Here is a 21124-nt window from a genome sequence, read left to right as displayed (position 1 = left end):
AACATTTCTCCTTTACCGAAACTGTGTATGCAGATTCGTAGTTCCTACGCAATGATCACCCCAATCATTGCGTATTTTTTTGTCTGAATTATCGCCTTGATACCTGCATATACCTAAACTTTTAGCAAATTGTATACATCACAACTGACTCTTTATTAGAGGTAATACAGGACTCAACAGCATCATTGCAAAATTCTACTTGAAGCCAACGGTATTCCAATTAAAGTAACTCTATTCTGTTGTACAGCTTTAAATGTGATGCCCTTATTTATGTCTGGACTCATCCGAACTATTCAGCGTATCAGTCAAATTGGACTCTTGATGACGATTTCCACTTACGCACAAATACACGCCTTGGTGGTGATACCAGACCACCCTATTCAGCATGTTTTGCATGAGCCACTAAAACTGCCTAACGCAAATTCACCCAAACCTAATCTACACAAGCATCACATTGCAAAAATGCGCATCATGCACATTGATTTAGATTATATGTTTGACACCGACAAAGCCCAACAAAAGCGAAATATACAAGCCTTAATTCAACGTATTAATGCCATTCAGCCCAATACCATTTTTTTGCAGGCTTTTGCCGACCCAGATGCCAATGGTTCAGCCGATCAGGTTTATTTTGAGAACCGCCATGTACCAGTGCGGGACAATTTGTTTCAACAGGTGCATCAACTCATTCGTGATAAAACTCAGGTTCAACAAGTCTATGCTTGGCTACCAGTGCTGGCTTGGGAATTACCCAAAGCTCAAGATTTAAACTATGTAGAACATCGTCAAGGCGGTCAAAAAGGCTATATTCGCCTTTCTCCTTTTGAAGAGAAAAACTTGGCAATTATTGTCGATATTTTCCGTGATTTTATTCAGCACAACCCTGTAGATGGTGTGCTGTACCATGATGATATTACCTTGTCAGATTATGAAGACTCTTCGGCTTCGGCACGTAAGTACTATCAAGAATGGGGCTTTTCAAAACGAATTTTCAACAATATTCGACACCCTTTGCAGGGACGTTTAGCCAAACACAAAACTGCGTACTTGGATCAATTGGCTGCGGGCATCACCCAAGTTTTAAAGCAATACCAACCGAATTTATTGGTTGCTCGGAACATGTATGCACCTGTGGTGCTTCAACCACAAAGCGAATAGTGGTTTTCACAATCCATGCCAAGTACCTACCGTTATTATGATTACAACGCAATTATGGCCATGCCCTATATGGAACAAGCTAAAGATCACAAAAAATTCTATTTAGATTTAATTCGACATGCAAAAAAATACGACCCAAATTTGGATCGTACTATTTTTGAGGCTCTAGACTAGCAGAATAGATATGTTAGTCTAGAGCCTTATAAAATATTACTTATTACATAATTTTTACTTAATTAATTGATTAAAAAAACTTTATATTTCAATTATTGCACGCTTTCACACATAAAAAATCCCCTTTTACGGGGATTAAATCGATCATTATGTTCTGCTTAATAGGCAATCTAATGATTGAATGATCTGTTAATTAGATTGCCGAAATTTAGCTTAAGCCAAACCTTTTTCCTTAAGTACTTGCAGCATGGTAGAACCTAATTCTGCAGGACTACGTGTATATGCCATTCCCGCTCGCTCAAAGGCAGCAAACTTTTCTTCTGCTGTGCCTTTACCGCCTGAAATAATTGCACCCGCATGCCCCATACGCTTGCCTTTTGGTGCAGTCACACCTGCAATATAACCCACTACAGGTTTGCTGACATTGGACTGAATATATTCAGCAGCCTCTTCTTCTGCCGTTCCGCCAATCTCACCAATCATAATAATGGCATCAGTATCTGGGTCATCTTGGAATAATTTTAAAGCATCAATCTGATTCATTCCTGGAATTGGATCCCCTCCAATACCAATACAAGTCGATTGTCCAAGTCCAAGTTTTGTAGTTTGAGCTACCGCTTCATACGTCAGCGTACCTGAACGTGAAATAATTCCAATACGGCCTGGTTGATGAATATGTCCTGGCATAATGCCAATTTTACATTCGCCTGGTGTAATCACGCCTGGACAATTCGGCCCAACTAAACGTGTTCCATTGCTATTGGTTTCCAAATAGCGCTTAGCCTTGAGCATGTCGATGGTTGGCACGCCTTCTGTAATCACGACAATTAAACCTACGCCTGAATCTACAGCTTCCACAATCGAATCTAGAACAAATGGTGCTGGTACATAAATCACGGATGCATCTGCAGCTGTTTCACGTACCGCTTCTTTCATAGTGTTAAACACGGGTAATTCTAAATGTGTTTGACCACCTTTACCTGGCGTGACCCCACCCACCACTTTCGTGCCATAGTCGAGTGCTTGTGCTGAGTGAAAAGTCCCGTTCTTACCCGTAAAACCCTGAACCAATACTTTGGTGTTTTTATCAATTAATACGCTCATGCCTGATTCTCCTTAAGCTTTCACTGCAGCAACAATTTTTTCTGCAGCATCGGACAAGCCATTTGCAGAAATAAGTTTTAATCCTGATTCATCTAGTAATTTAGCACCTAGCTCTGAGTTGTTTCCTTCTAAACGAACCACCACAGGCACAGTAACATTTACCTCTTGAACCGCTGCAATAATTGCTTCTGCAATCATGTCACAACGTACAATTCCACCAAAAATATTGATTAACACGCCTTTGACTGAGTGATCTGCCAAAATAATTTTAAAGGCTTCAATCACACGCTCTTTGGTTGCACCACCACCTACATCTAAGAAGTTCGCAGGCTGGCCACCATACAACTTAATAATATCCATCGTTGCCATTGCCAAGCCCGCACCATTGACCATACAGCCAATGTTGCCTTCCAAAGCTACATAGTTCAGGTCAAATTCTGAAGCACGCAATTCACGCTCATTTTCTTGTGACTTATCTCGCAGCGCCAATACCTCAGGTAAACGGTACAACGCATTAGAGTCGATTCCGACTTTAGCATCGACACATAAAATCTCACCATTTTCGCGCACTGAAAGTGGATTAATTTCAAACAATGCAAAATCATTATCAATAAATGCCTGATAAGCCGCAGTCATAATTTTTACAAACTGAGTGATTTGGCTATCTTTTAGTTTTAAGGCGAAAGCAACTTCTCGCGCCTGAAATGGCAATAACCCCACCAATGGATCGACTTCTACTTTAATAATTTTTTCAGGGGTTTCTTCTGCGACTTTTTCAATTTCAACCCCACCTTCGGTAGATGCCATAAAGGTGACACGACGGCTTGAACGATCTACCACAGCACCTAAGTACAATTCGCGCTCTACAGGATAAACATCTTCAGCCACTAAAATACTATTTACAGGCTGACCATAGGCGTCGGTTTGATAGGTGACCAAACGTGTTCCAAGAATTTGGTTGGCATAGTCTGCTGCTTCTTGTGCAGATTTTACGACCTTCACGCCGCCCGCTTTACCGCGACCACCTGCATGCACCTGAGCTTTCATCACCGCAAATTTACCGCCCAGTTGCTCGAAAGCTTGCACGGCTTCTACGGCTGTAGTTGCCAAAATGCCTTCTTGTACTGGCATACCATATTTTTTTAATAGCGCTTTTGCTTGATACTCATGTAGATTCATTGACTAACCTTTTACTACTTCTTTTATTCAGTTATCACCACCAATATCAAACCAGAGTTTTAATATTGCTTTCCTTGTGTGGTGTTTTTCCTATGCTCTTTACTTTTAGATGATTATTCCCATAAATACAACCATCAAATGCAAAAAGAGCGGCCTAAGCCGCTCTTTTTAGTTTTATTTGCGTTTACGCTGAATCGCGTGAATCGCACGCCCATCTACAGCTAAAGCGGCTTCATGCACCACTTCAGAGAAGGTTGGGTGACCAAATGTCATTAATTGTAAATCTTCAACTGAAGATACAAATTCAAGTGCAATCATACCTTGGTGAACGATGTCAGACGCAGCAGGGCCAATCACGTGCATACCCAATAAACGATCTGTTTTTGCATCTGCAACAAACTTCACGAAACCAGCACCTTCGCCTGCAGCTAAAGCACGACCATTTACCGCGAAACCGAATTGACCAGTTTTCACTTCGTGGCCTTTTTCTTTCGCTTGCTCTTCAGTTAAACCAACCCACGCCGCTTCAGGGTGTGTGTAAATCACTGAAATGATTGTGTCGTAGTTGACTTGTGCAGCATGACCGTGAATACGCTCAACTGCCATTACGCCTTCTTCCATTGCTTTGTGTGCAAGCATTGGACCACGTACCAAGTCACCAATTGCATATACACCTTCAACAGAAGTTGCACACCAATCGTTCACTTCAACCAAACCACGTTCAGTCAGTTTAATACCGCAGTCATCTGCCAATAAACCTTCAGCATAAGCACGACGACCTACACAAACGATCAATTTATCGAAAGTTTGTTCTTTGTCTTCGCCGCCTTGGGTATATTTAACAGTCACTTCACGACCATTAACTTCAGTACCTGAAACTTTCGCACCGATACGGATATCCATACCTTGCTTGGTCAATAGTTTTTGGTAGTCTTTTGCCAAAGCTTTGTCAGCCATTGGTAAGAATGCATCCATTGCTTCAAATACAACAACTTCTGCACCTAGACGACGCCATACTGAACCAAGTTCAAGACCAATTACGCCTGCACCAATCACACCTAAACGCTTAGGCACTTCTGGGAATTCTAATGCACCAGTAGAATCAACAATAATGTCTTGATCTACAGGAGCAACAGGAATATTTACAGGAACTGAACCAGTCGCAAGAATCACATACTTAGGCTCTAAAACTTGAGTTTCGCCTTCATGAGAAACGAACTCAACTTTTTTACCTGCAAGCAATTTACCCGTACCTTTTAACCACTCAACACCGTTACCTTTTAATAACTGATCAATACCGCCAGTTAATTGGTCAACGATTTTGTCTTTACGTGCTAATAGCTTCGCAAGGTCAAACTGTACTTCACCTGTGGTGATACCATGTTCAGCAAGTTCGTGAACGGTTGCTTCATAGCGTTGGGAAGAGTCAAGCAGTGCTTTAGATGGGATACAGCCCACATTTAGACAGGTACCACCCAAAGATGGCTTACCTTTGTGAATACGTTTTTCGATACACGCAACTTTAAAGCCAAGTTGAGCCGCACGAATTGCCGCTTCATAACCACCTGGGCCACCGCCAATAACAACAAGATCAAATTGTTGAGACATTTTTATCTCCAAAAATGGGCTTAGAGGATCGCTCCGAGCCCACTGATTTATTCTTTAGAATTAAAGGTCAAGGATGAGTTTAGCTGGCTCTTCTAACAATTCTTTGATTGTTACAAGGAAACCTACAGCTTCTTTACCATCGATTAAACGGTGGTCATAAGAAAGCGCCAAGTACATCATTGGCAAGATTTCAACTTGACCATTTACCGCCATAGGACGCTCTTGGATTTTGTGCATGCCCAAAATAGCAGTTTGTGGCGTGTTTAGAATTGGAGTAGATAACAATGAACCGAAAGTACCACCGTTAGTAATGGTGAATGTACCGCCAGTCATGTCTTCAATACCCAACTTACCGTCACGTGCTTTGTAAGCATAGTCACGAATACCGTTTTCAACTTCAGCGTAGTTCATACGGTCTGTATCACGTAATACAGGAACCACTAAACCACGGTCAGAAGAAACCGCTACACCGATGTCGTAGTAACCGTGATATACGATATCTTCACCATCAATAGAAGCGTTTACTGCTGGGTAACGTTTCAATGCTTCAGTTGCAGCTTTCACGAAGAAAGACATAAAGCCTAAACGTGCACCATGACGTTTTTCAAATGCGTCTTTGTATTGTGCACGCATTTCCATGATTGGCTTCATGTTCACTTCGTTGAATGTTGTCAACATTGCAGTTTCTTGAGTCGCTGCAAGTAAACGCTCTGCAACACGCTTACGTAAACGTGTCATAGGAACACGTTTCTCGATACGCTCACCTACCGCAACGCTTAATGGCGCAGCTGCAGCAGCAGGTTTAGCTTGATGATTTGCAACATCTTCTTTAGTGATACGACCACCGCGACCTGTACCAGACACGTCTGCAGCATTGATACCTGTTTCAGTCAATGCTTTACGTACTGCTGGTGCTTGGTCAGCAACAGGTTGTGCACGCTCAACAACTGGCGCAGCGCCCGCTTCAGTTTTCGCTGCAGCTTGCTCTACTTGATCTTCAGACTGAACAGCTTGAGTTTGAGCCGCGCCAGATCCAGCACCCGCTTCAAATTGAGCAATTACTTCGTCTGAAAGAACAGTATCACCTTCATTTTTGATGATTGCAACGATTGTGCCATCCGCAGGAGCGACTACTTCCAAAACAACTTTATCGGTTTCAATATCACAGATCACTTCATCACGTGAAACTGCTTCACCAGGTTGTTTGTGCCAAGTTGCAATCGTACCGTCTGCAACTGACTCTGGAAATACCGGTGCTTTAATTTCGGTTGCCATTATTTCGAATCTCCTGTTATTCAGCTACGATCGCAAGCGCGTCATTGATGAGCTGAGCTTGTTGTTTTGCATGCAAATATGGTGAACCACACGCTGGTGCTGCAGATGCTTCACGGCCCGCATAACTAATGCGAATCTGTTTACCAGTTTTCATTACGTCATCATATAAACGTGGCGCGATGAATAACCAAGCACCTTGGTTCTTCGGTTCTTCTTGAGTCCAAACCAGTTCTTTTACGTTTGGATAAGAAGCAAGAACTTCAGCAAGACGTTGTTCTGGGTATGGGTACAACTGTTCAATACGAACAATTGCAGTATTGTTCAATTCTAATTCACGACGTTTTTCAAGCAAGTCGTAATACACTTTACCGCCACACAATACTAGACGAGTCACGTCTGCTTTGTTGATGTTATCAATTTCATCAATCACAGTCTGGAATGTACCAGTTGCAAGCTCATCAAGGTTAGACACGGCTAACTTGTGGCGAAGTAAAGACTTCGGCGACATGATGATCATTGGCTTACGGATTGGACGAATCGCCTGACGACGTAAAGCGTGGAAAATCTGTGCAGGTGTTGTTGGTGTCATCACTTGCATGTTCTCTTCCGCACAAAGCTGCAAGAAACGCTCTAAACGTGCAGATGAGTGCTCAGGACCTTGACCTTCAAAGCCGTGTGGAAGAAGCATTGTTAAACCACACACACGCTCCCACTTGGTTTCGCCAGATGAAATGAACTGGTCGATTACCACTTGAGCACAGTTAGCGAAGTCACCGAATTGCGCTTCCCAAATAATCAAGCTCTTTGGAAGAGTCGTCGCATAACCATATTCAAATGCCAATACTGCCATTTCAGACAATAATGAGTCATAGATTGCAACACGCGGTTGGTTCTCTTTGATGTGGCAAAGTGGAATATAAGTTTTACCATCGACTTGGTTATGCAGTTTTGCATGACGGTGTGAGAAAGTACCACGACCAACGTCTTCACCAGTCAAACGAACAAGGTAACCATCATCCAACAAAGTTGCGTAAGCTAAAGTTTCAGCTGCACCCCAGTTCAGTGGCATTTCACCTGTTTGCATTTTCAAGCGATCATCAATCACTTTAGCAACTTGGCGCTGCATCACGAAACCTTCTGGAAGTTTACGCATGGTTTGACCAAGTTCTTTCAAACGCTCGATTGGGAAAGTTGTATCCCAATCGTCTGTATAGTCGTGACCTAAGTATGGCGACCAATCTACAAACATTTTGGTATTTGGCTCAAGTACCAATGCGTTCGCAACGTGATTACCCGCTTCTAAATCTGCACGGTAATCTTCAATCATTTGATCTGCTGCTGCGCGATCCAACACACCTTCTTGTACCAATTGGTCAGCATACAAAGTACGTGTAGTGGCCTTTTTGTTGATCACTTGATACATCATTGGCTGAGTTGCTGCAGGCTCATCCGCTTCGTTATGACCACGACGACGGTAGCAGAACAAATCAATCACAACGTCTTTACGGAATGTATGACGGAAATCGTGTGCCAATTGAGATACAAAAATCACCGCTTCAGGATCATCGCCATTCACGTGGAAAATTGGCGCCTGAATCATTTTTGCAATGTCAGTACAGTATTCAGTAGAACGTGCGTCACGTGGGTCAGATGTTGTGAAACCAACTTGGTTGTTAATCACAATGTGAACTGTACCACCTACGGTATAACCGCGAGTTTGTGACATTTGGAAGGTTTCTTGGTTAACACCTTGACCTGCAAATGCTGCATCACCGTGAACGATTAATGGCAATACATCATCACCACCAATGTCTTTACGACGTACTTGACGCGCACGTACAGAACCTTCAACCACAGGTCCAACAATTTCTAAATGCGATGGGTTAAATGCAAGTGCCAAGTGCACTTCACCACCTGGAGTCATCACGTTCGATGAGAAACCTTGGTGATATTTTACGTCACCTGAACCTTTTTTGTGCAAGCTCTTACCTTCGAACTCACCAAACAAGTCTGCTGGGTTTTTACCCATAATGTTCACAAGCAGGTTTAAACGACCACGGTGTGGCATACCGATTACGACTTCTTTACATCCAACAGTACCTGCACGTTGAATGATTTCATTGACCATCGGGATAAATGATTCACCACCCTCTACACCAAAGCGTTTCGCACCAACGTATTTATTACCTAGAAATTTTTCTAGGCCTTCAGCGGCAGTTAAACGCTCAAGAACGTGTTTCTTTTGATCTGCAGTAAATGTGAACTTACCACGCGCACGTTCTAAGCGTTGTTGAATCCAGCGTTTTTCTTTGGTATCAACAATGTGCATGTATTCTGCACCGATTGAACCGCAGTAGATGGCGTCCATGGCTTCAACCATTTCGCCCAATGTGGCTTCAGATTTACCAATTTCTAAATTACCTGTATTGAAAACAGTATCTAAATCGGACTTAGTTAAGCCATGCGCAGCAAGATCAAGATCAGGCACGTCTTCACGTTTTGCCAAACCTAGTGGATCTAATTTTGCTTTTTGGTGACCACGGTTACGATAAGCAGCAATCAGTTGCAACACGCCAATTTGACGTTGTTCATGTTCAGAACTCACTGAACCCTGAACAATCGCTTGAACGCGATTAGAATTACGACCTAATAAAAGGAATTGCTCACGTACATTACTGTGTGGTTGATCACCCTTCGGGAATTTATCGAAATATTCGCGCCAATCAGCACCGACTGATTCCGGTGACGTTAAATAATGCTCGTAAAGTTCTTCAATATACGCTGCACTATCAGCGGAAAGTTCAGTGTCAAGACGCAGTGCGTCAGCAACTTCTTGCATTTGTGGACCCATTTCCTATTGCAAAAACATTTTCCAGGATGCTTTTTAAGCAAACCCATGATTGATAATGTCAAATTGGTAACATGACATTAGCCCCCAATCGACATAAGTCATGAGGCGTTATCACTACATTAGGAAAACCCAATGTCATTTATGAATCATAACGCCCTCACTGGCATCATCACTCACTTATATACTCGACCTAAGCCGAGCAATTTTTTGCAAAATCGTTTTAGAAAAAATAAGTGCTCAGTCTTAGCTTTTCTAATACGACTTTTCTGCAATAGTCCTGATTTAATAACACATCATTTGCACTTAAAATGTTGATAAAATGTATAAAAATTCAACTTTTTTCAAATGTAGTTATTTATTAATCGTAACATGATCTCGGAAATACAATTGATTTTTTTGACACATACCTCCTATAAATTGGCGAAATACATTGATTCTATTTTCATCTAACATATGGTGCTTTATTTAAAAAACAGATGCAATTTAGACCAAAGTCCAACACCGCTATTTCAGATAAAATAAAAGAGAGCACATCTCTCAATCTGCCCTCTCACTTACACGTTATATGATAACATCTATAAATAAATATTGCAGCTAAACTTAGCATTTACCCATGCATTACAAAAAAATAGCAGCACTGGATTACAATTCTGTGCAACTTTAGTCGGCTAAAAGCCATTTTTGTCTATTAACCCACCAATTATTCTTAAAAATATCGAATTTTCATTTCGAATCACACTTTTTACTCTTTTTTATTTACGCACTCATCAAAAACAAGCAACTTATCACACGACTTTTACAGTAATTTTGCAAAAAAAAGCACACCCTTAGGTGTGCTTTTCTCAACTGATCACGCAGTCAATTATCCAGCCATATCTAGAAGCATGTTACGGATGTGACCGATTGCTTTAGTTGGATTCAAGCCTTTAGGACATACAGATACACAGTTCATGATGCCTTTACAACGGAACAAAGAGAATGGGTCGTCAAGACGAGCCAAACGCTCTTGAGTTGCGGTATCACGCGAATCGATAATAAAACGATATGCATTTAACAAAGCTGAAGGACCCAAGAACTTGTCAGGGTTCCACCAGAATGATGGGCATGAAGTTGAACAACATGCACAAAGAATACATTCATACAAACCATCAAGATGTTCACGATCTTCTTGAGATTGTAAACGCTCTTTTGGAGGCGCAGGTTGGTTGTTGATCAAGAACGGATGAATCTTGTTGTACTGATCGTAGAACTGATTCATGTCTACAACCAAGTCTTTAATTACAGGAAGACCTGGAAGCGGACGAATTGTGATCACTTCTGGTAAATCGTTTAGGTTCCAAAGACATGCTAAACCGTTTTTACCATTGATGTTTACACCATCAGAACCACAAATACCTTCACGACATGAACGACGGAATGTCAAAGATTCGTCTTGTACTTTCAATTCAAGAAGTGCATCAAGCAACATACGGTGCTTATCAGTCAATTCAAGCTTAAAAGTTTGCATGTACGGTGCTTTATCCTTATCAGGATCGTAGCGGTAGATATTAAATGTACGAGTACCTCTACTCATCTTACTTCTCCCAATTAGAATGTACGCGGTTTAGGTGGAATAGCAGCTACAGTAAGCGGCTTGTAACGTACTGGTTTGTACTCAAGACGGTTATCTGTAGAGAACCATAAAGTATGCTTCATCCACTCATCATCACGACGACCATAAGAATAAGTTGGGTGATCTGGTGGTAACTCAAAGTCTACAACCGTATGCGCACCACGACATTCTTTACGTGCAGCAGCTGAGATCAGTGTCGCTTTAGCAACTTCATACAAGTTTTCAACTTCTAATGCTTCTACACGTGCAGTGTTGAATACTTTAGATTTGTCTTTCAAATGAATGTTGCGAACACGTGGCTCAAGCGCAAGAATTTGTTTCACACCTTCATCAAGCAATGCTGAAGTACGGAATACACCTGCGTGGTCTTGAACGATGTTACGAATTGCATCAGCAACTTCTTGAGCGTTTTCACCTGAAGTCGATTCGTCAAGTTTACGAATACGGTTCACAGTATTTTCAAGTACAGTTGTTGGAAGTGGTTCGTACTCACCATCATGTTGCTTAGTCACATACTCAATGATGTGTTGACCAGCAGCCTTACCAAATACAACCAAGTCAAGCAATGAGTTTGTACCTAAACGGTTTGCACCGTGTACAGATACACATGAACACTCACCAATTGCATAGAAACCTTTTACTGGTTTAGCAAAGTCACGGTCACCCGCGTTGGTTGTATATGTATCAGTTTCTGCATTGTAGTTCGCAACCAGCTCTTGAGTTTCACGGCTTTCTGGAACAACCACTTGACCATGAATATTGGTTGGAATACCACCCATTTGGTAATGGATTGTAGGCACAACAGGAATTGGCTCTTTAGTACAGTCAACGTTCGCGAATTTCTTACCTATCTCAAATACAGATGGAAGACGCTTCATGATTGTGTCTGCACCTAAGTGCGTCATATCAAGCAAGATGTAGTCTTTGTTTGGACCACAACCACGACCTTCTTTAATTTCTTGGTCCATAGAACGTGATACGAAGTCACGTGGCGCCAAGTCTTTCAAAGTTGGTGCATAACGCTCCATGAACGGCTCGCCAGAATCGTTACGAAGGATACCACCCTCACCACGACAGCCTTCCGTTAACAATACGCCCGCGCCCGCAACACCTGTTGGGTGGAACTGCCAGAATTCCATATCTTGTAATGGAATACCTGCACGCGCAGCCATACCAAGACCGTCACCAGTGTTGATATATGCGTTTGTAGATGCACGGTACACACGACCTGCACCACCTGTAGCAAACAATGTCGCTTTCGCTTGGAATACTGCGATTTTACCTGTTTCTTGGTCAATTGCAGTCACACCTAGTACATCGCCAGCTTCGTTACGGATCAAATCAAGAGCGATCCATTCTACGAAGAATTGAGTGCCCATTTTCACGTTGCTTTGATAAAGCGTGTGAAGAAGTGCGTGACCTGTACGGTCAGCTGCAGCACATGCACGTGGAACTGCTTTTTCACCGTAGTTTGCAGAGTGACCACCGAATGGACGTTGGTAAATTGTACCGTCTGCGTTACGGTCAAATGGCATACCCAAGTGTTCTAATTCATAAACCACTTGCGGCGCTTCACGCGTCATGAATTCAATCGCGTCTTGGTCGCCCAACCAGTCAGAACCTTTTACCGTGTCGTAAAAGTGGTAGTGCCAGTTATCTTCTTGCATGTTACCAAGAGATGCACCAATACCACCCTGCGCTGCAACAGTGTGTGAACGTGTAGGGAATACTTTGGTCAATACCGCAACTTTCAAACCTGCTTGAGCAAGTTGGTAAGATGCACGCATACCTGAACCACCACCACCAACGATGACTGCGTCAAAGAATTGGTGTGGAATATTTGTATAATCTTCTTTAGGGTTAATCGCGCCCATGATATTTTCCTATCAATTCGCCCAGAAAATCTGGATTGCCCAGATTGCGTATGCAAAAACAGCAATAATCACTGCTGAAGTCAGCACTAGGCGTAAACCTGAAGCTGAAGGACCCATTTGGCGAGTAGTCACATAGTCAGTGAATACTTGCCACATACCGATCCAAGCATGTGCAACAAGAGATAAGACTGCCAATAAAGACATAATCTTCATTGGTAATGTCATCATAAAGCCGTACCACTGTTCAAAGTTGAATCCACCGTTAAGAAGAATCCAACCAAATACCACAACGGTATAAACAGCAAGAACAACAGCACTAATACGTTGGACAAACCAATCGCGAGAACCTGACCCCGTTAAACCTGTAGCACTTTTCATTAGATTACAATCCATACAAATGCTGCAACGATACCGATAGCAGACAAGATCAATGAAATAGTAGCTGCAATGCGACCACTTTGCAGTTCTTCTGCAAAACCAAGGTCAGCAAGTAAATGCTTAACACCAGCAATGAAGTGATAGATTAAGCCGGCTACAAATACCCATACGATAAAGCGCACAAAGAAACCGTTAAAAATTTCTTGAACTTGAGCAAAACCTTCAGGTGAAGACAAAGACTTGTCTAACAACCATAAAAGTACCGGTACGAGTAAAAATACGATGACACCAGAAAGACGGTGTAGAATTGATGCAATAGCCACGGGTGATTTTAAGTTTACTTCTAAAACTTGACCCATGGACAAATTGACAGGTCTGTTGCTTTTCACAGCGGGCATCCTGTAAGTAAAAACTCCATCCGGAGTTTGTTGGAATAAATTCGAAGGAAAGCTGGCATAGTCAGGCAAATACATGCCCAACCTTAAAACGACACTGAATTATAAAACGTCAACTGTCAAAATACAAACAACTCAACTCGGCTTTTTGGCTAAAAAAATCTTTAAATAAGAATCATTAACAATTATATAGGAGAGCTACCTGCAACTTATAACAATATAAAAACATAAACCCATGTTTTTTAAGTCAATTATTAAAGTACAAATTATATGTAGAGCATTAAGCACTTTTAAAATATTTAGACTAAAGTTAAATTTACTCTTTGTTTTTATAATATGCTTTGAGGTTTTACTATCCTATAAATACTTAGATAATATTAAGTAGCAGTATATATGTATACAGTCCTATTCTTGCTGCCATTTACAACGACAACAAATACGTTCATCTAGCCCCAGACATCCATCTATTATTCATTTTATCTTTACTCAAAACACCTTAGCTAAATAAATTTTTAAATAATAATCACCATGTGAATGAATAACTTATCCAGTATTTTTTATATCTTTTTAGACAAAAAACGCGCTTTACTCACAAAGATTTCATCATTTCCTACTCAAAATATAATGTGTTATGACTATTTTATGGAGTTCAATCAGTCATTTTTTGATCAATCAATATCGAATTTAAATACCAGACTCACTGCCTATTCCAACCAATCTGACAATCCTACCGTGTATATAACAACATGTAAGTTATGAGAATTAGATAATTTTAAGTAATGAACTGAATCCTGCCAAAGAAATAGCATATCAAAACCCGCATTTAAAATTGCTTACAATAAATCCTTATTGTTGATTTTTTTATGCACATCTGACAAATTTTGACTTATGATACGGCGGCTGTGCTGTGATTTTATTGATTTTTTACTGGAATTTTTTCGACTGTCTCTAAAACAGTCGTCTGCTTAATCCATAAGTATAATTGACAAAATTTCAGTACTCTCTAATCTTAGAGCTAATTTTTAATCCGTCTGACTTGCGCATTAAAAGATTGATACTTCGAGTCAGATCAACATTCACCAGGACAGGAGATCTATTGAATGTCTGAAGCAACTGGCAAAAAAGCCGTATTACAGCTTGATGGAAAAGAAATTGAATTACCAATTTACAGCGGCACATTAGGCCCAGATGTAATTGACGTTAAGGATGTGTTGGCGGCAGGTCACTTTACTTTTGATCCTGGTTTTATGGCAACAGCGTCTTGCGAGTCTAAAATTACGTTCATTGATGGTAACAAAGGTATTCTTTTACACCGTGGTTACCCAATTGACCAATTAGCGACTAAAGCTGACTACTTAGAAACTTGCTACTTATTATTAAATGGCGAGCTTCCAACCGCAGAACAAAAAGCTGATTTTGACGCTAAAGTTCGCAACCACACTATGGTTCATGACCAAGTAAAACGTTTCTATAACGGTTTCCGTCGTGATGCTCACCCTATGGCAATCATGGTAGGTGTCGTTGGTGCGTTATCTGCGTTCTATCACAACAACTTAGATATCGAAGATGTTAACCATCGTGAAATCACAGCGATTCGTTTAATCGCGAAGATTCCTACTTTAGCGGCTTGGAGCTACAAATACACTGTTGGTCAACCTTTCGTTTACCCACGTAACGATTTGACTTACGCTGAAAACTTCCTGTACATGATGTTTGCAACTCCAGCAGACCGTGACTACAAAGTAGATCCAATCCTTGCGAAAGCAATGGACCGTATCTTTACACTTCACGCTGACCACGAACAAAATGCTTCTACGTCTACAGTACGTTTAGCTGGCTCTACTGGCGCTAACCCATATGCATGTATCGCTGCTGGTATCTCTGCACTTTGGGGTCCTGCTCACGGCGGTGCGAACGAAGCTGTTCTTAAGATGCTGGATGAAATCGGCACTGTAGAAAACGTTGCTGGCTTCATGGAAAAAGTGAAAACTAAAGAAGTTAAACTCATGGGCTTCGGTCACCGTGTATATAAAAACTTCGATCCACGTGCGAAAGTAATGAAAGAAACTTGCGACGAAGTTCTTGGTGCGCTTGGCATCAACGATCCACAGCTTGCTCTTGCTATGGAACTTGAACGTATCGCGCTTTCTGATGAATACTTCATCAAACGTAACCTTTACCCTAACGTAGACTTCTACTCAGGTATCATCCTTAAAGCGATTGGTATCCCAACAGAAATGTTTACTGTGATCTTCGCGCTTGCACGTACAGTTGGTTGGATCAGCCACTGGTTAGAAATGCACAGCGGTCCTTACAAGATCGGTCGTCCTCGTCAGCTTTACACTGGCGAAGTTCAACGCGACATCAACCGTTAATTCGGTCTGCGTTGTAGCGTGTAAAACGACACGACAAAAAACCACCTTCGGGTGGTTTTTTATTACTTTTGTTTAGCTGATAAACTCGTTACTGCTTAACTTATTCCAAACAACCAGCAAGCCACAAAATAAAATTTAGATCATTGCAAAATTACGCTATATTTTATGATGTCAGCCACTTACAACTCATTTCTATGCTACAACTTCATTTATTCATTCTCAGCTTATTTATGCGACTGCTGAAACTCGATCAGTTTAGATGTCGTAGCTTAACTGCAATGGAAAGACAGTTGTGCCAATCTGTATTTGGCAATCTGATTGACTACAGCCAAGTCAAAGTCATGAACCATCCTTATTTGCCTTGGCAGCCACAGCATATTTTTATGGCGCCATGTGGCTACATTCATGTGCGGAATCGGCATTATCTAGCCGACTACAGCCAAGCACAGCGTGGCTATCAGGCGATCTTTATTCATGAGATGACGCATATTTTACAGCATCAACAAAATATTAACGTCTTACTGCGTGGCGCAGTATTACAAACGGCGTATTTTTTGAGTTTTAAGCGCTACAATCCCTATCAATATCGTTTAATTGCAGCAAAACCCTTTTCTGCGTACAACATTGAGCAACAAGGTGAAATTGCCAAAGATATTTTTCTTAAAAAAATAGACAATATCATTTTAAACAGCCCGCACCACTTAATTTAGCCTGCTCATCTTGATACACACTTTTTTCACGACAAATACCAGCAACAAGCAGCATAAAAATATAATGCTTTTCAAACAAATAGCATAAAAATGCTGACACATTTCCATGATATTCTCATAGACAAGACAATAAAGTGTATTCGATGCTAGCATCTATTCTAAATTAAGATAAAATAGCAAAAGTCTCCATTTTTGCACTGCAAAATAAGATCTTTATCTGTTAGATAATAAATGGTTTTTATTTGTGCCTTTCGGCAGTCGTTTAATCCACAATACACTGCGCTGAAATTTTTATAACAATAATCATCAGCCACTTACGTGTATTTTACACCTATAGGAATAGGACTTAATTTAAATGAAATCTTTTAAAATTGCCCTTGCACAGTTCTCTCCACACATTGGCAATCTCGAAGCAAACGCGCAAAAAATGCTTGAACAAGCAAATGAAGCGAAAAAACAACATGCAGATTTGATTATTTTTCCTGAACTTTCAACTTTGGGCTACCCTGCAGAAGATTTATTACTTCGCCCAAGCTTGAATCAACGCACGCAACAAGCATTTGAACAATTACGCGAAATTAAAGATATTGTTTTAGTTTTCGGCTTTGTTAATGAAACTGAAGATGGTCAGCGCTTTAACTCAGCAGCCGTCATGAAAGATGGCAACATCTTAGGCATTTACAATAAACAAAATTTACCAAATTACGCAGTTTTCGATGAAAAACGCTATTTTGACGAAGGTCATCAACATTTGGTATTTGAATATCTTGGTCATAAGTTTGGCGTTTTGATTTGTGAAGATTTATGGTCTTTGCCAACGGTACAACAATTAGCACAGTTGAATGTTGAAACTGCACTGGTCTTAAACGCTTCGCCGTATGAAGTGGGTAAACCGCAGCATCGTGTACAGACCATGACCGAGTTAGCGAAGCAATTACATCTCAATGTGGTTTATGTCAACCAAGTTGGCGGTCAAGATGATTTAATCTTCGATGGTACGAGCTTTGTGATTAACCAAGCAGGCAATGTTGCGCTACAAGCCCCAACCTACCAAGAAGGTTTGTTCTACGCTGAATATGACGCTGCGCTGAAGCACTTTAGAAGCGCCGAAATTAGCCCCGCTTTAGACACCCTTGCTGAAATCTATCAAGGTTTGGTACTCGCAACCCGAGACTATGTGCAACGCTCTGGCTTTCCAGGTGTGATTCTAGGCTTGTCAGGCGGAATTGATTCAGCGCTCACCCTTGCTATAGCGGTTGATGCAATTGGTGCAGACAAAGTACAAGCAGTGATGATGCCGTACACCTATACCGCGCAAATTAGCGTTGAAGATGCTGCAGAGCAAGCCAAAACCTTAGGCGTGACTTTTGGTATTGCCGAAATTCACCCTATCGTCAATAGCTTTATGCAAACGCTTTATCCTTTCTTTGGCAACAGCCCAAGCGACACTACAGAAGAAAATCTACAAGCCCGTGCCCGTGGTACGATTTTAATGGGACTATCGAATAAGTTTGGCAACCTCGTGCTTTCTACAGGTAACAAATCTGAGCTAGCAGTTGGTTACTGCACGCTTTATGGCGATATGGTCGGTGGTTTTGCTGTATTGAAAGATGTGTACAAAACCATAGTGTTTGAATTGGCAAAATACCGTAACAGCATTGCCGATATCCCTGTAATTCCTGAACGTGTCATTACTCGTCCACCTTCAGCCGAATTGCGTCCTGACCAAAAAGACCAGGATTCTTTACCACCATACGAAGTGCTCGATGCAATTTTGTATGCGTATATTGAAGAAGATCAAAGCCAAGAAGACATCATTAGCAAAGGCTTTGAACGTGCAATGGTTGAGAAAGTCATTCAATTGGTTGATCGGAATGAATACAAACGTCGTCAAGGTGCATTAGGTCCACGTATAAGCTCGCGTGCTTTTGGTCGTGAACGTCGCTATCCGCTAGTCAATGGTTGGAAAGCAGGAATTTAAAGCTTAAAGCATAGCTTAACTAGATTCATAAAAAACCAAGCTGTGGCTTGGTTTTTTATAACTGCTATAAAACCAATGCTGCACCAAAAGCAACTTAAAAATTTGGCAAAAAAAAGACCAAGCTGTGAGCTTGGTCTATTAAAATGGTGGCTATGACGGGACTTGAACCTGTGACCCCCGCATTATGAGTGCGGTGCTCTAACCAACTGAGCTACATAGCCGTAAACTGTGTGCGCATTATCTAAACTTAGCTCTGCATCGTCAAGCATTTTAATTTACAAACGCTCACAGTTTAAGCAAAAACAGGTAGATTTGTTTAATTTTAATCAAATTAGTATTTTCTTACGGAAATCGTTAAATATTTTCAGCAAAATTTATATTAAGTCACCAAAAAAAAGACCACGTTAGTGAACGTGGTCTGAAAATGGTGGCTATGACGGGACTTGAACCTGTGACCCCCGCATTATGAGTGCGGTGCTCTAACCAACTGAGCTACATAGCCAAAAACTGTGCGCGCATTATCTGCTGTAATCTAAGCAACGTCAAGCCTTATCACATTTCAATTGCTTAAAATTTGGCGAAGTGAACCGATAAGCCGGGTTCTGTCGAGAACGATCATTCCTCTAGGCGTACAATCACTTATACGCTCAAGCGACCTACCCGAATCCAGTACGGGCCGTACCTCAGGATTCCTATTTGGTCTTGCTTCTGGTGGGGTTTACCATGCCATGAACTGTTACCAGCCATGCGGTGCGCTCTTACCGCACCCTTTCACCCTTACCTTCAATTTCTTCCGAAAAAGAAACGACACGAAGGCGGTCTACTCTCTGCTGCACTTTCCGTCGGCTCACGCCGCCCAGGCGTTACCTGGCACCCTGCCCTTTGAAGCCCGGACTTTCCTCCCCTGCTTCAGTCACGGAGACATCCACAGCAGCGATCGTCTGGTTCACTTCGAGGGCGCATTTTAACAAATAAATGCACTAATTGCTCGTGCTTTTTTGATCAATCAGTTTTTGATATTTTGCTAGCAATTGCTCCTGTGTTTCGACATGGTTAGGATCATGCGGAATACAGTCCACCGGGCAGAATAACTGGCACTGCGGTTTATCATGATGCCCGACACATTCGGTACACAGCGCCGGATTGATTTCATAAATCAGCTCATCCATGAAAATGGCCTCATTCGGGCACACAGGTTCACAGACATCGCAGTTAATGCATTCATCGGTAATATATAAAGACACGCTACCAACCTTGTTGATGTTTGCGTTCAAAGGCTTCGACGACGATTTGCGGTACAAACTTGGTCACATCTCCTTTTAAACGCGCAATTTCACGCACCAGCGTGGATGAAATAAACGAATATTGCTCTGACGGGGTTAAAAATACAGCTTCAAAATTGCTATCTAGCTGACGGTTCATATTTGCCAACTGAAATTCATACTCAAAATCTGAAACAGCGCGCAAACCACGCAAAACTGCAGTCGCATTTTGCTCACGAAAAAAATTAACCAACAAACCATCAAAGCCGACAAATTCAACATTAGGCAAATGCTTTAAAGATGCCTGTGCCAATTCTACACGCTCTTCCAGAGTAAAAATTGGATTTTTATGATGTCCTATAGCAATTGCGACCACAACCTCTTCAAACATTTTTGCGGCACGTGTCACCAAGTCAATATGACCATTAGTAATTGGGTCAAAGGTGCCCGGATAAATTACGCGAGATTTAGACATCCATTATGCTCTAGTTGGTTTTGTCAAAGTTAGTTTAACAAATTCAAAAAAATTTAGTGAGCAAAGTCTACCAAATTATGAAATATCAGAGCAGTTTCGCCAGCAGTTGTGATGATTTTGATTTGTCAGCAAGCCTTGGTTTGAGGCACAATAGTCATAAGTTTGGAAGTAATTGATTATGGCGAAGCTAACTGTAGTTAAAAAAAATACGGGCGGAACAATTGCACAGAATAAACGTGCACGCCACGATTATTTTATTGAAGAAAAATTTGAAGCAGGACTTTCTTTGCAAGGTTGGGAAGTCAAATCTTTGCGCGCTGGACGTATGACTATTACTGAAAGTTATATCCTGCTTCGTGATAATGAAGCTTTTTTATTTGGCGCACAAATTCAACCTCTTTTGTCGGCTTCAACACATGTAGTGCCTGAAGCAACCCGCACCCGCAAACTATTACTGTCACGACGTGAAATTGAAAAGTTGATGGGTGCAGTCAATCAAAAAGGTTATTCTTGTGTACCTTTAGCTTGTTATTGGAAAGGTCCTTTAGCGAAGCTTGAAATTGCTTTGGTGAAAGGTAAACAATTGCACGATAAACGCGCTTCTGAAAAAGACCGTGATTGGCAGCGTGATAAAGCACGTTTGATGCACAAATAATTCTGCACATTCCGCCCATAAAAAATGCTCGATGTTGATTTCGAGCATTTTTTTATTT

The 21124-nt window shown here is 41.3% G+C and carries 15 protein-coding genes, 2 tRNA genes, 1 other RNA gene and 1 pseudogene; 5 read left to right on the top strand and 14 right to left on the bottom strand.

From position 1 onward, the window contains the following. Positions 1-258: 258 nt before the first annotated feature. Positions 259-1332, top strand: a pseudogene (locus L6C30_RS04505) (poly-beta-1,6-N-acetyl-D-glucosamine N-deacetylase PgaB). 213 nt (positions 1333-1545) lie between these two features. Here L6C30_RS04505 and sucD read toward each other — a convergent pair. The 9 genes from sucD to sdhC all read right to left on the bottom strand — a co-directional run bounded on the left by sucD (position 1546) and on the right by sdhC (position 13611). Beyond that, on the bottom strand, positions 1546-2436 hold the full coding sequence (gene sucD / locus L6C30_RS04500; RefSeq protein WP_019836778.1) for a succinate--CoA ligase subunit alpha: 891 nt from the start codon (positions 2434-2436) through the stop codon (positions 1546-1548). 12 nt (positions 2437-2448) lie between these two features. After that, positions 2449-3615 carry an ADP-forming succinate--CoA ligase subunit beta gene (sucC, locus tag L6C30_RS04495; RefSeq protein ID WP_019836779.1) on the bottom strand — a complete coding sequence of 389 codons (1167 nt, stop codon included), beginning with the start codon at positions 3613-3615 and terminating at the stop codon, positions 2449-2451. A gap of 174 nt (positions 3616-3789) precedes the next feature. Then, a complete protein-coding gene (lpdA, locus tag L6C30_RS04490) occupies positions 3790-5223 on the bottom strand; it encodes a dihydrolipoyl dehydrogenase (protein ID WP_236162478.1) in 1434 nt (477 codons plus the stop codon). A 60-nt stretch (positions 5224-5283) separates the two neighbouring features. Continuing rightward, positions 5284-6498: a 2-oxoglutarate dehydrogenase complex dihydrolipoyllysine-residue succinyltransferase gene (gene odhB, locus L6C30_RS04485; RefSeq protein WP_236162477.1), complete on the bottom strand. Its 1215-nt coding sequence runs from the start codon at positions 6496-6498 to the stop codon at positions 5284-5286. A gap of 16 nt (positions 6499-6514) precedes the next feature. Continuing rightward, entirely contained in the window at positions 6515-9337 is a 2823-nt protein-coding gene (locus tag L6C30_RS04480; protein WP_236162476.1) for a 2-oxoglutarate dehydrogenase E1 component, read from the bottom strand. Positions 9338-10211: 874 nt separating this feature from the next. Further along, on the bottom strand, positions 10212-10922 hold the full coding sequence (locus L6C30_RS04475) for a succinate dehydrogenase iron-sulfur subunit (RefSeq protein WP_026438061.1): 711 nt from the start codon (positions 10920-10922) through the stop codon (positions 10212-10214). Between the two features lie 14 nt (positions 10923-10936). Beyond that, positions 10937-12835 carry an FAD-binding protein gene (locus L6C30_RS04470; protein ID WP_004972199.1) on the bottom strand — a complete coding sequence of 633 codons (1899 nt, stop codon included), beginning with the start codon at positions 12833-12835 and terminating at the stop codon, positions 10937-10939. Between the two features lie 12 nt (positions 12836-12847). Continuing rightward, on the bottom strand, positions 12848-13213 hold the full coding sequence (gene sdhD / locus L6C30_RS04465; RefSeq protein WP_230244056.1) for a succinate dehydrogenase, hydrophobic membrane anchor protein: 366 nt from the start codon (positions 13211-13213) through the stop codon (positions 12848-12850). Continuing rightward, positions 13213-13611 carry a succinate dehydrogenase, cytochrome b556 subunit gene (sdhC, locus tag L6C30_RS04460; protein WP_026438062.1) on the bottom strand — a complete coding sequence of 133 codons (399 nt, stop codon included), beginning with the start codon at positions 13609-13611 and terminating at the stop codon, positions 13213-13215. Before sdhC ends, sdhD begins: the two co-directional genes overlap by 1 nt. Positions 13612-14708: 1097 nt before the next feature. On the opposite strand from sdhC, the gene gltA reads away from it, so the two are divergent. The 3 genes from gltA (at position 14709) to L6C30_RS04445 (ending at position 18674) form a co-directional block, all read left to right on the top strand. After that, a complete protein-coding gene (gltA, locus tag L6C30_RS04455) occupies positions 14709-15983 on the top strand; it encodes a citrate synthase (RefSeq protein ID WP_019836788.1) in 1275 nt (424 codons plus the stop codon). 194 nt (positions 15984-16177) lie between these two features. Beyond that, positions 16178-16693 (top strand): hypothetical protein, encoded by a 516-nt coding sequence (locus L6C30_RS04450; protein ID WP_070153941.1) that lies wholly within the window; start codon positions 16178-16180, stop codon positions 16691-16693. A gap of 355 nt (positions 16694-17048) precedes the next feature. Beyond that, positions 17049-18674, top strand: coding sequence for an NAD+ synthase (locus tag L6C30_RS04445; RefSeq protein WP_230244055.1), 1626 nt, complete (start codon positions 17049-17051; stop codon positions 18672-18674). Between the two features lie 144 nt (positions 18675-18818). On the opposite strand, the gene L6C30_RS04440 is transcribed toward L6C30_RS04445, so the two are convergent. From L6C30_RS04440 to coaD, 5 genes are all read right to left on the bottom strand, one after another. Then, positions 18819-18895: transfer RNA gene (locus L6C30_RS04440), tRNA-Met, on the bottom strand. 204 nt (positions 18896-19099) lie between these two features. Continuing rightward, positions 19100-19176 (bottom strand) — tRNA-Met (locus tag L6C30_RS04435). Between the two features lie 73 nt (positions 19177-19249). After that, an RNA gene (gene rnpB / locus L6C30_RS04430) (RNase P RNA component class A) lies at positions 19250-19627 on the bottom strand. A gap of 27 nt (positions 19628-19654) precedes the next feature. Continuing rightward, on the bottom strand, positions 19655-19918 hold the full coding sequence (locus tag L6C30_RS04425; protein WP_230244054.1) for a YfhL family 4Fe-4S dicluster ferredoxin: 264 nt from the start codon (positions 19916-19918) through the stop codon (positions 19655-19657). A 1-nt stretch (position 19919) separates the two neighbouring features. Continuing rightward, positions 19920-20411 carry a pantetheine-phosphate adenylyltransferase gene (gene coaD, locus L6C30_RS04420; RefSeq protein ID WP_019836792.1) on the bottom strand — a complete coding sequence of 164 codons (492 nt, stop codon included), beginning with the start codon at positions 20409-20411 and terminating at the stop codon, positions 19920-19922. A gap of 178 nt (positions 20412-20589) precedes the next feature. On the opposite strand from coaD, the gene smpB reads away from it, so the two are divergent. Next, positions 20590-21066, top strand: coding sequence for an SsrA-binding protein SmpB (gene smpB, locus L6C30_RS04415; protein WP_230244053.1), 477 nt, complete (start codon positions 20590-20592; stop codon positions 21064-21066). Positions 21067-21124: the final 58 nt, after the last annotated feature.

It is taken from the genome of Acinetobacter sp. KAM396, from assembly GCF_021602765.1.
Lineage (GTDB): Bacteria > Pseudomonadota > Gammaproteobacteria > Pseudomonadales > Moraxellaceae > Acinetobacter > Acinetobacter towneri_A.
The sequence above is the reverse complement of the archived record's forward strand: the minus strand, read 5'-3'. Positions and strand labels throughout refer to the sequence as shown.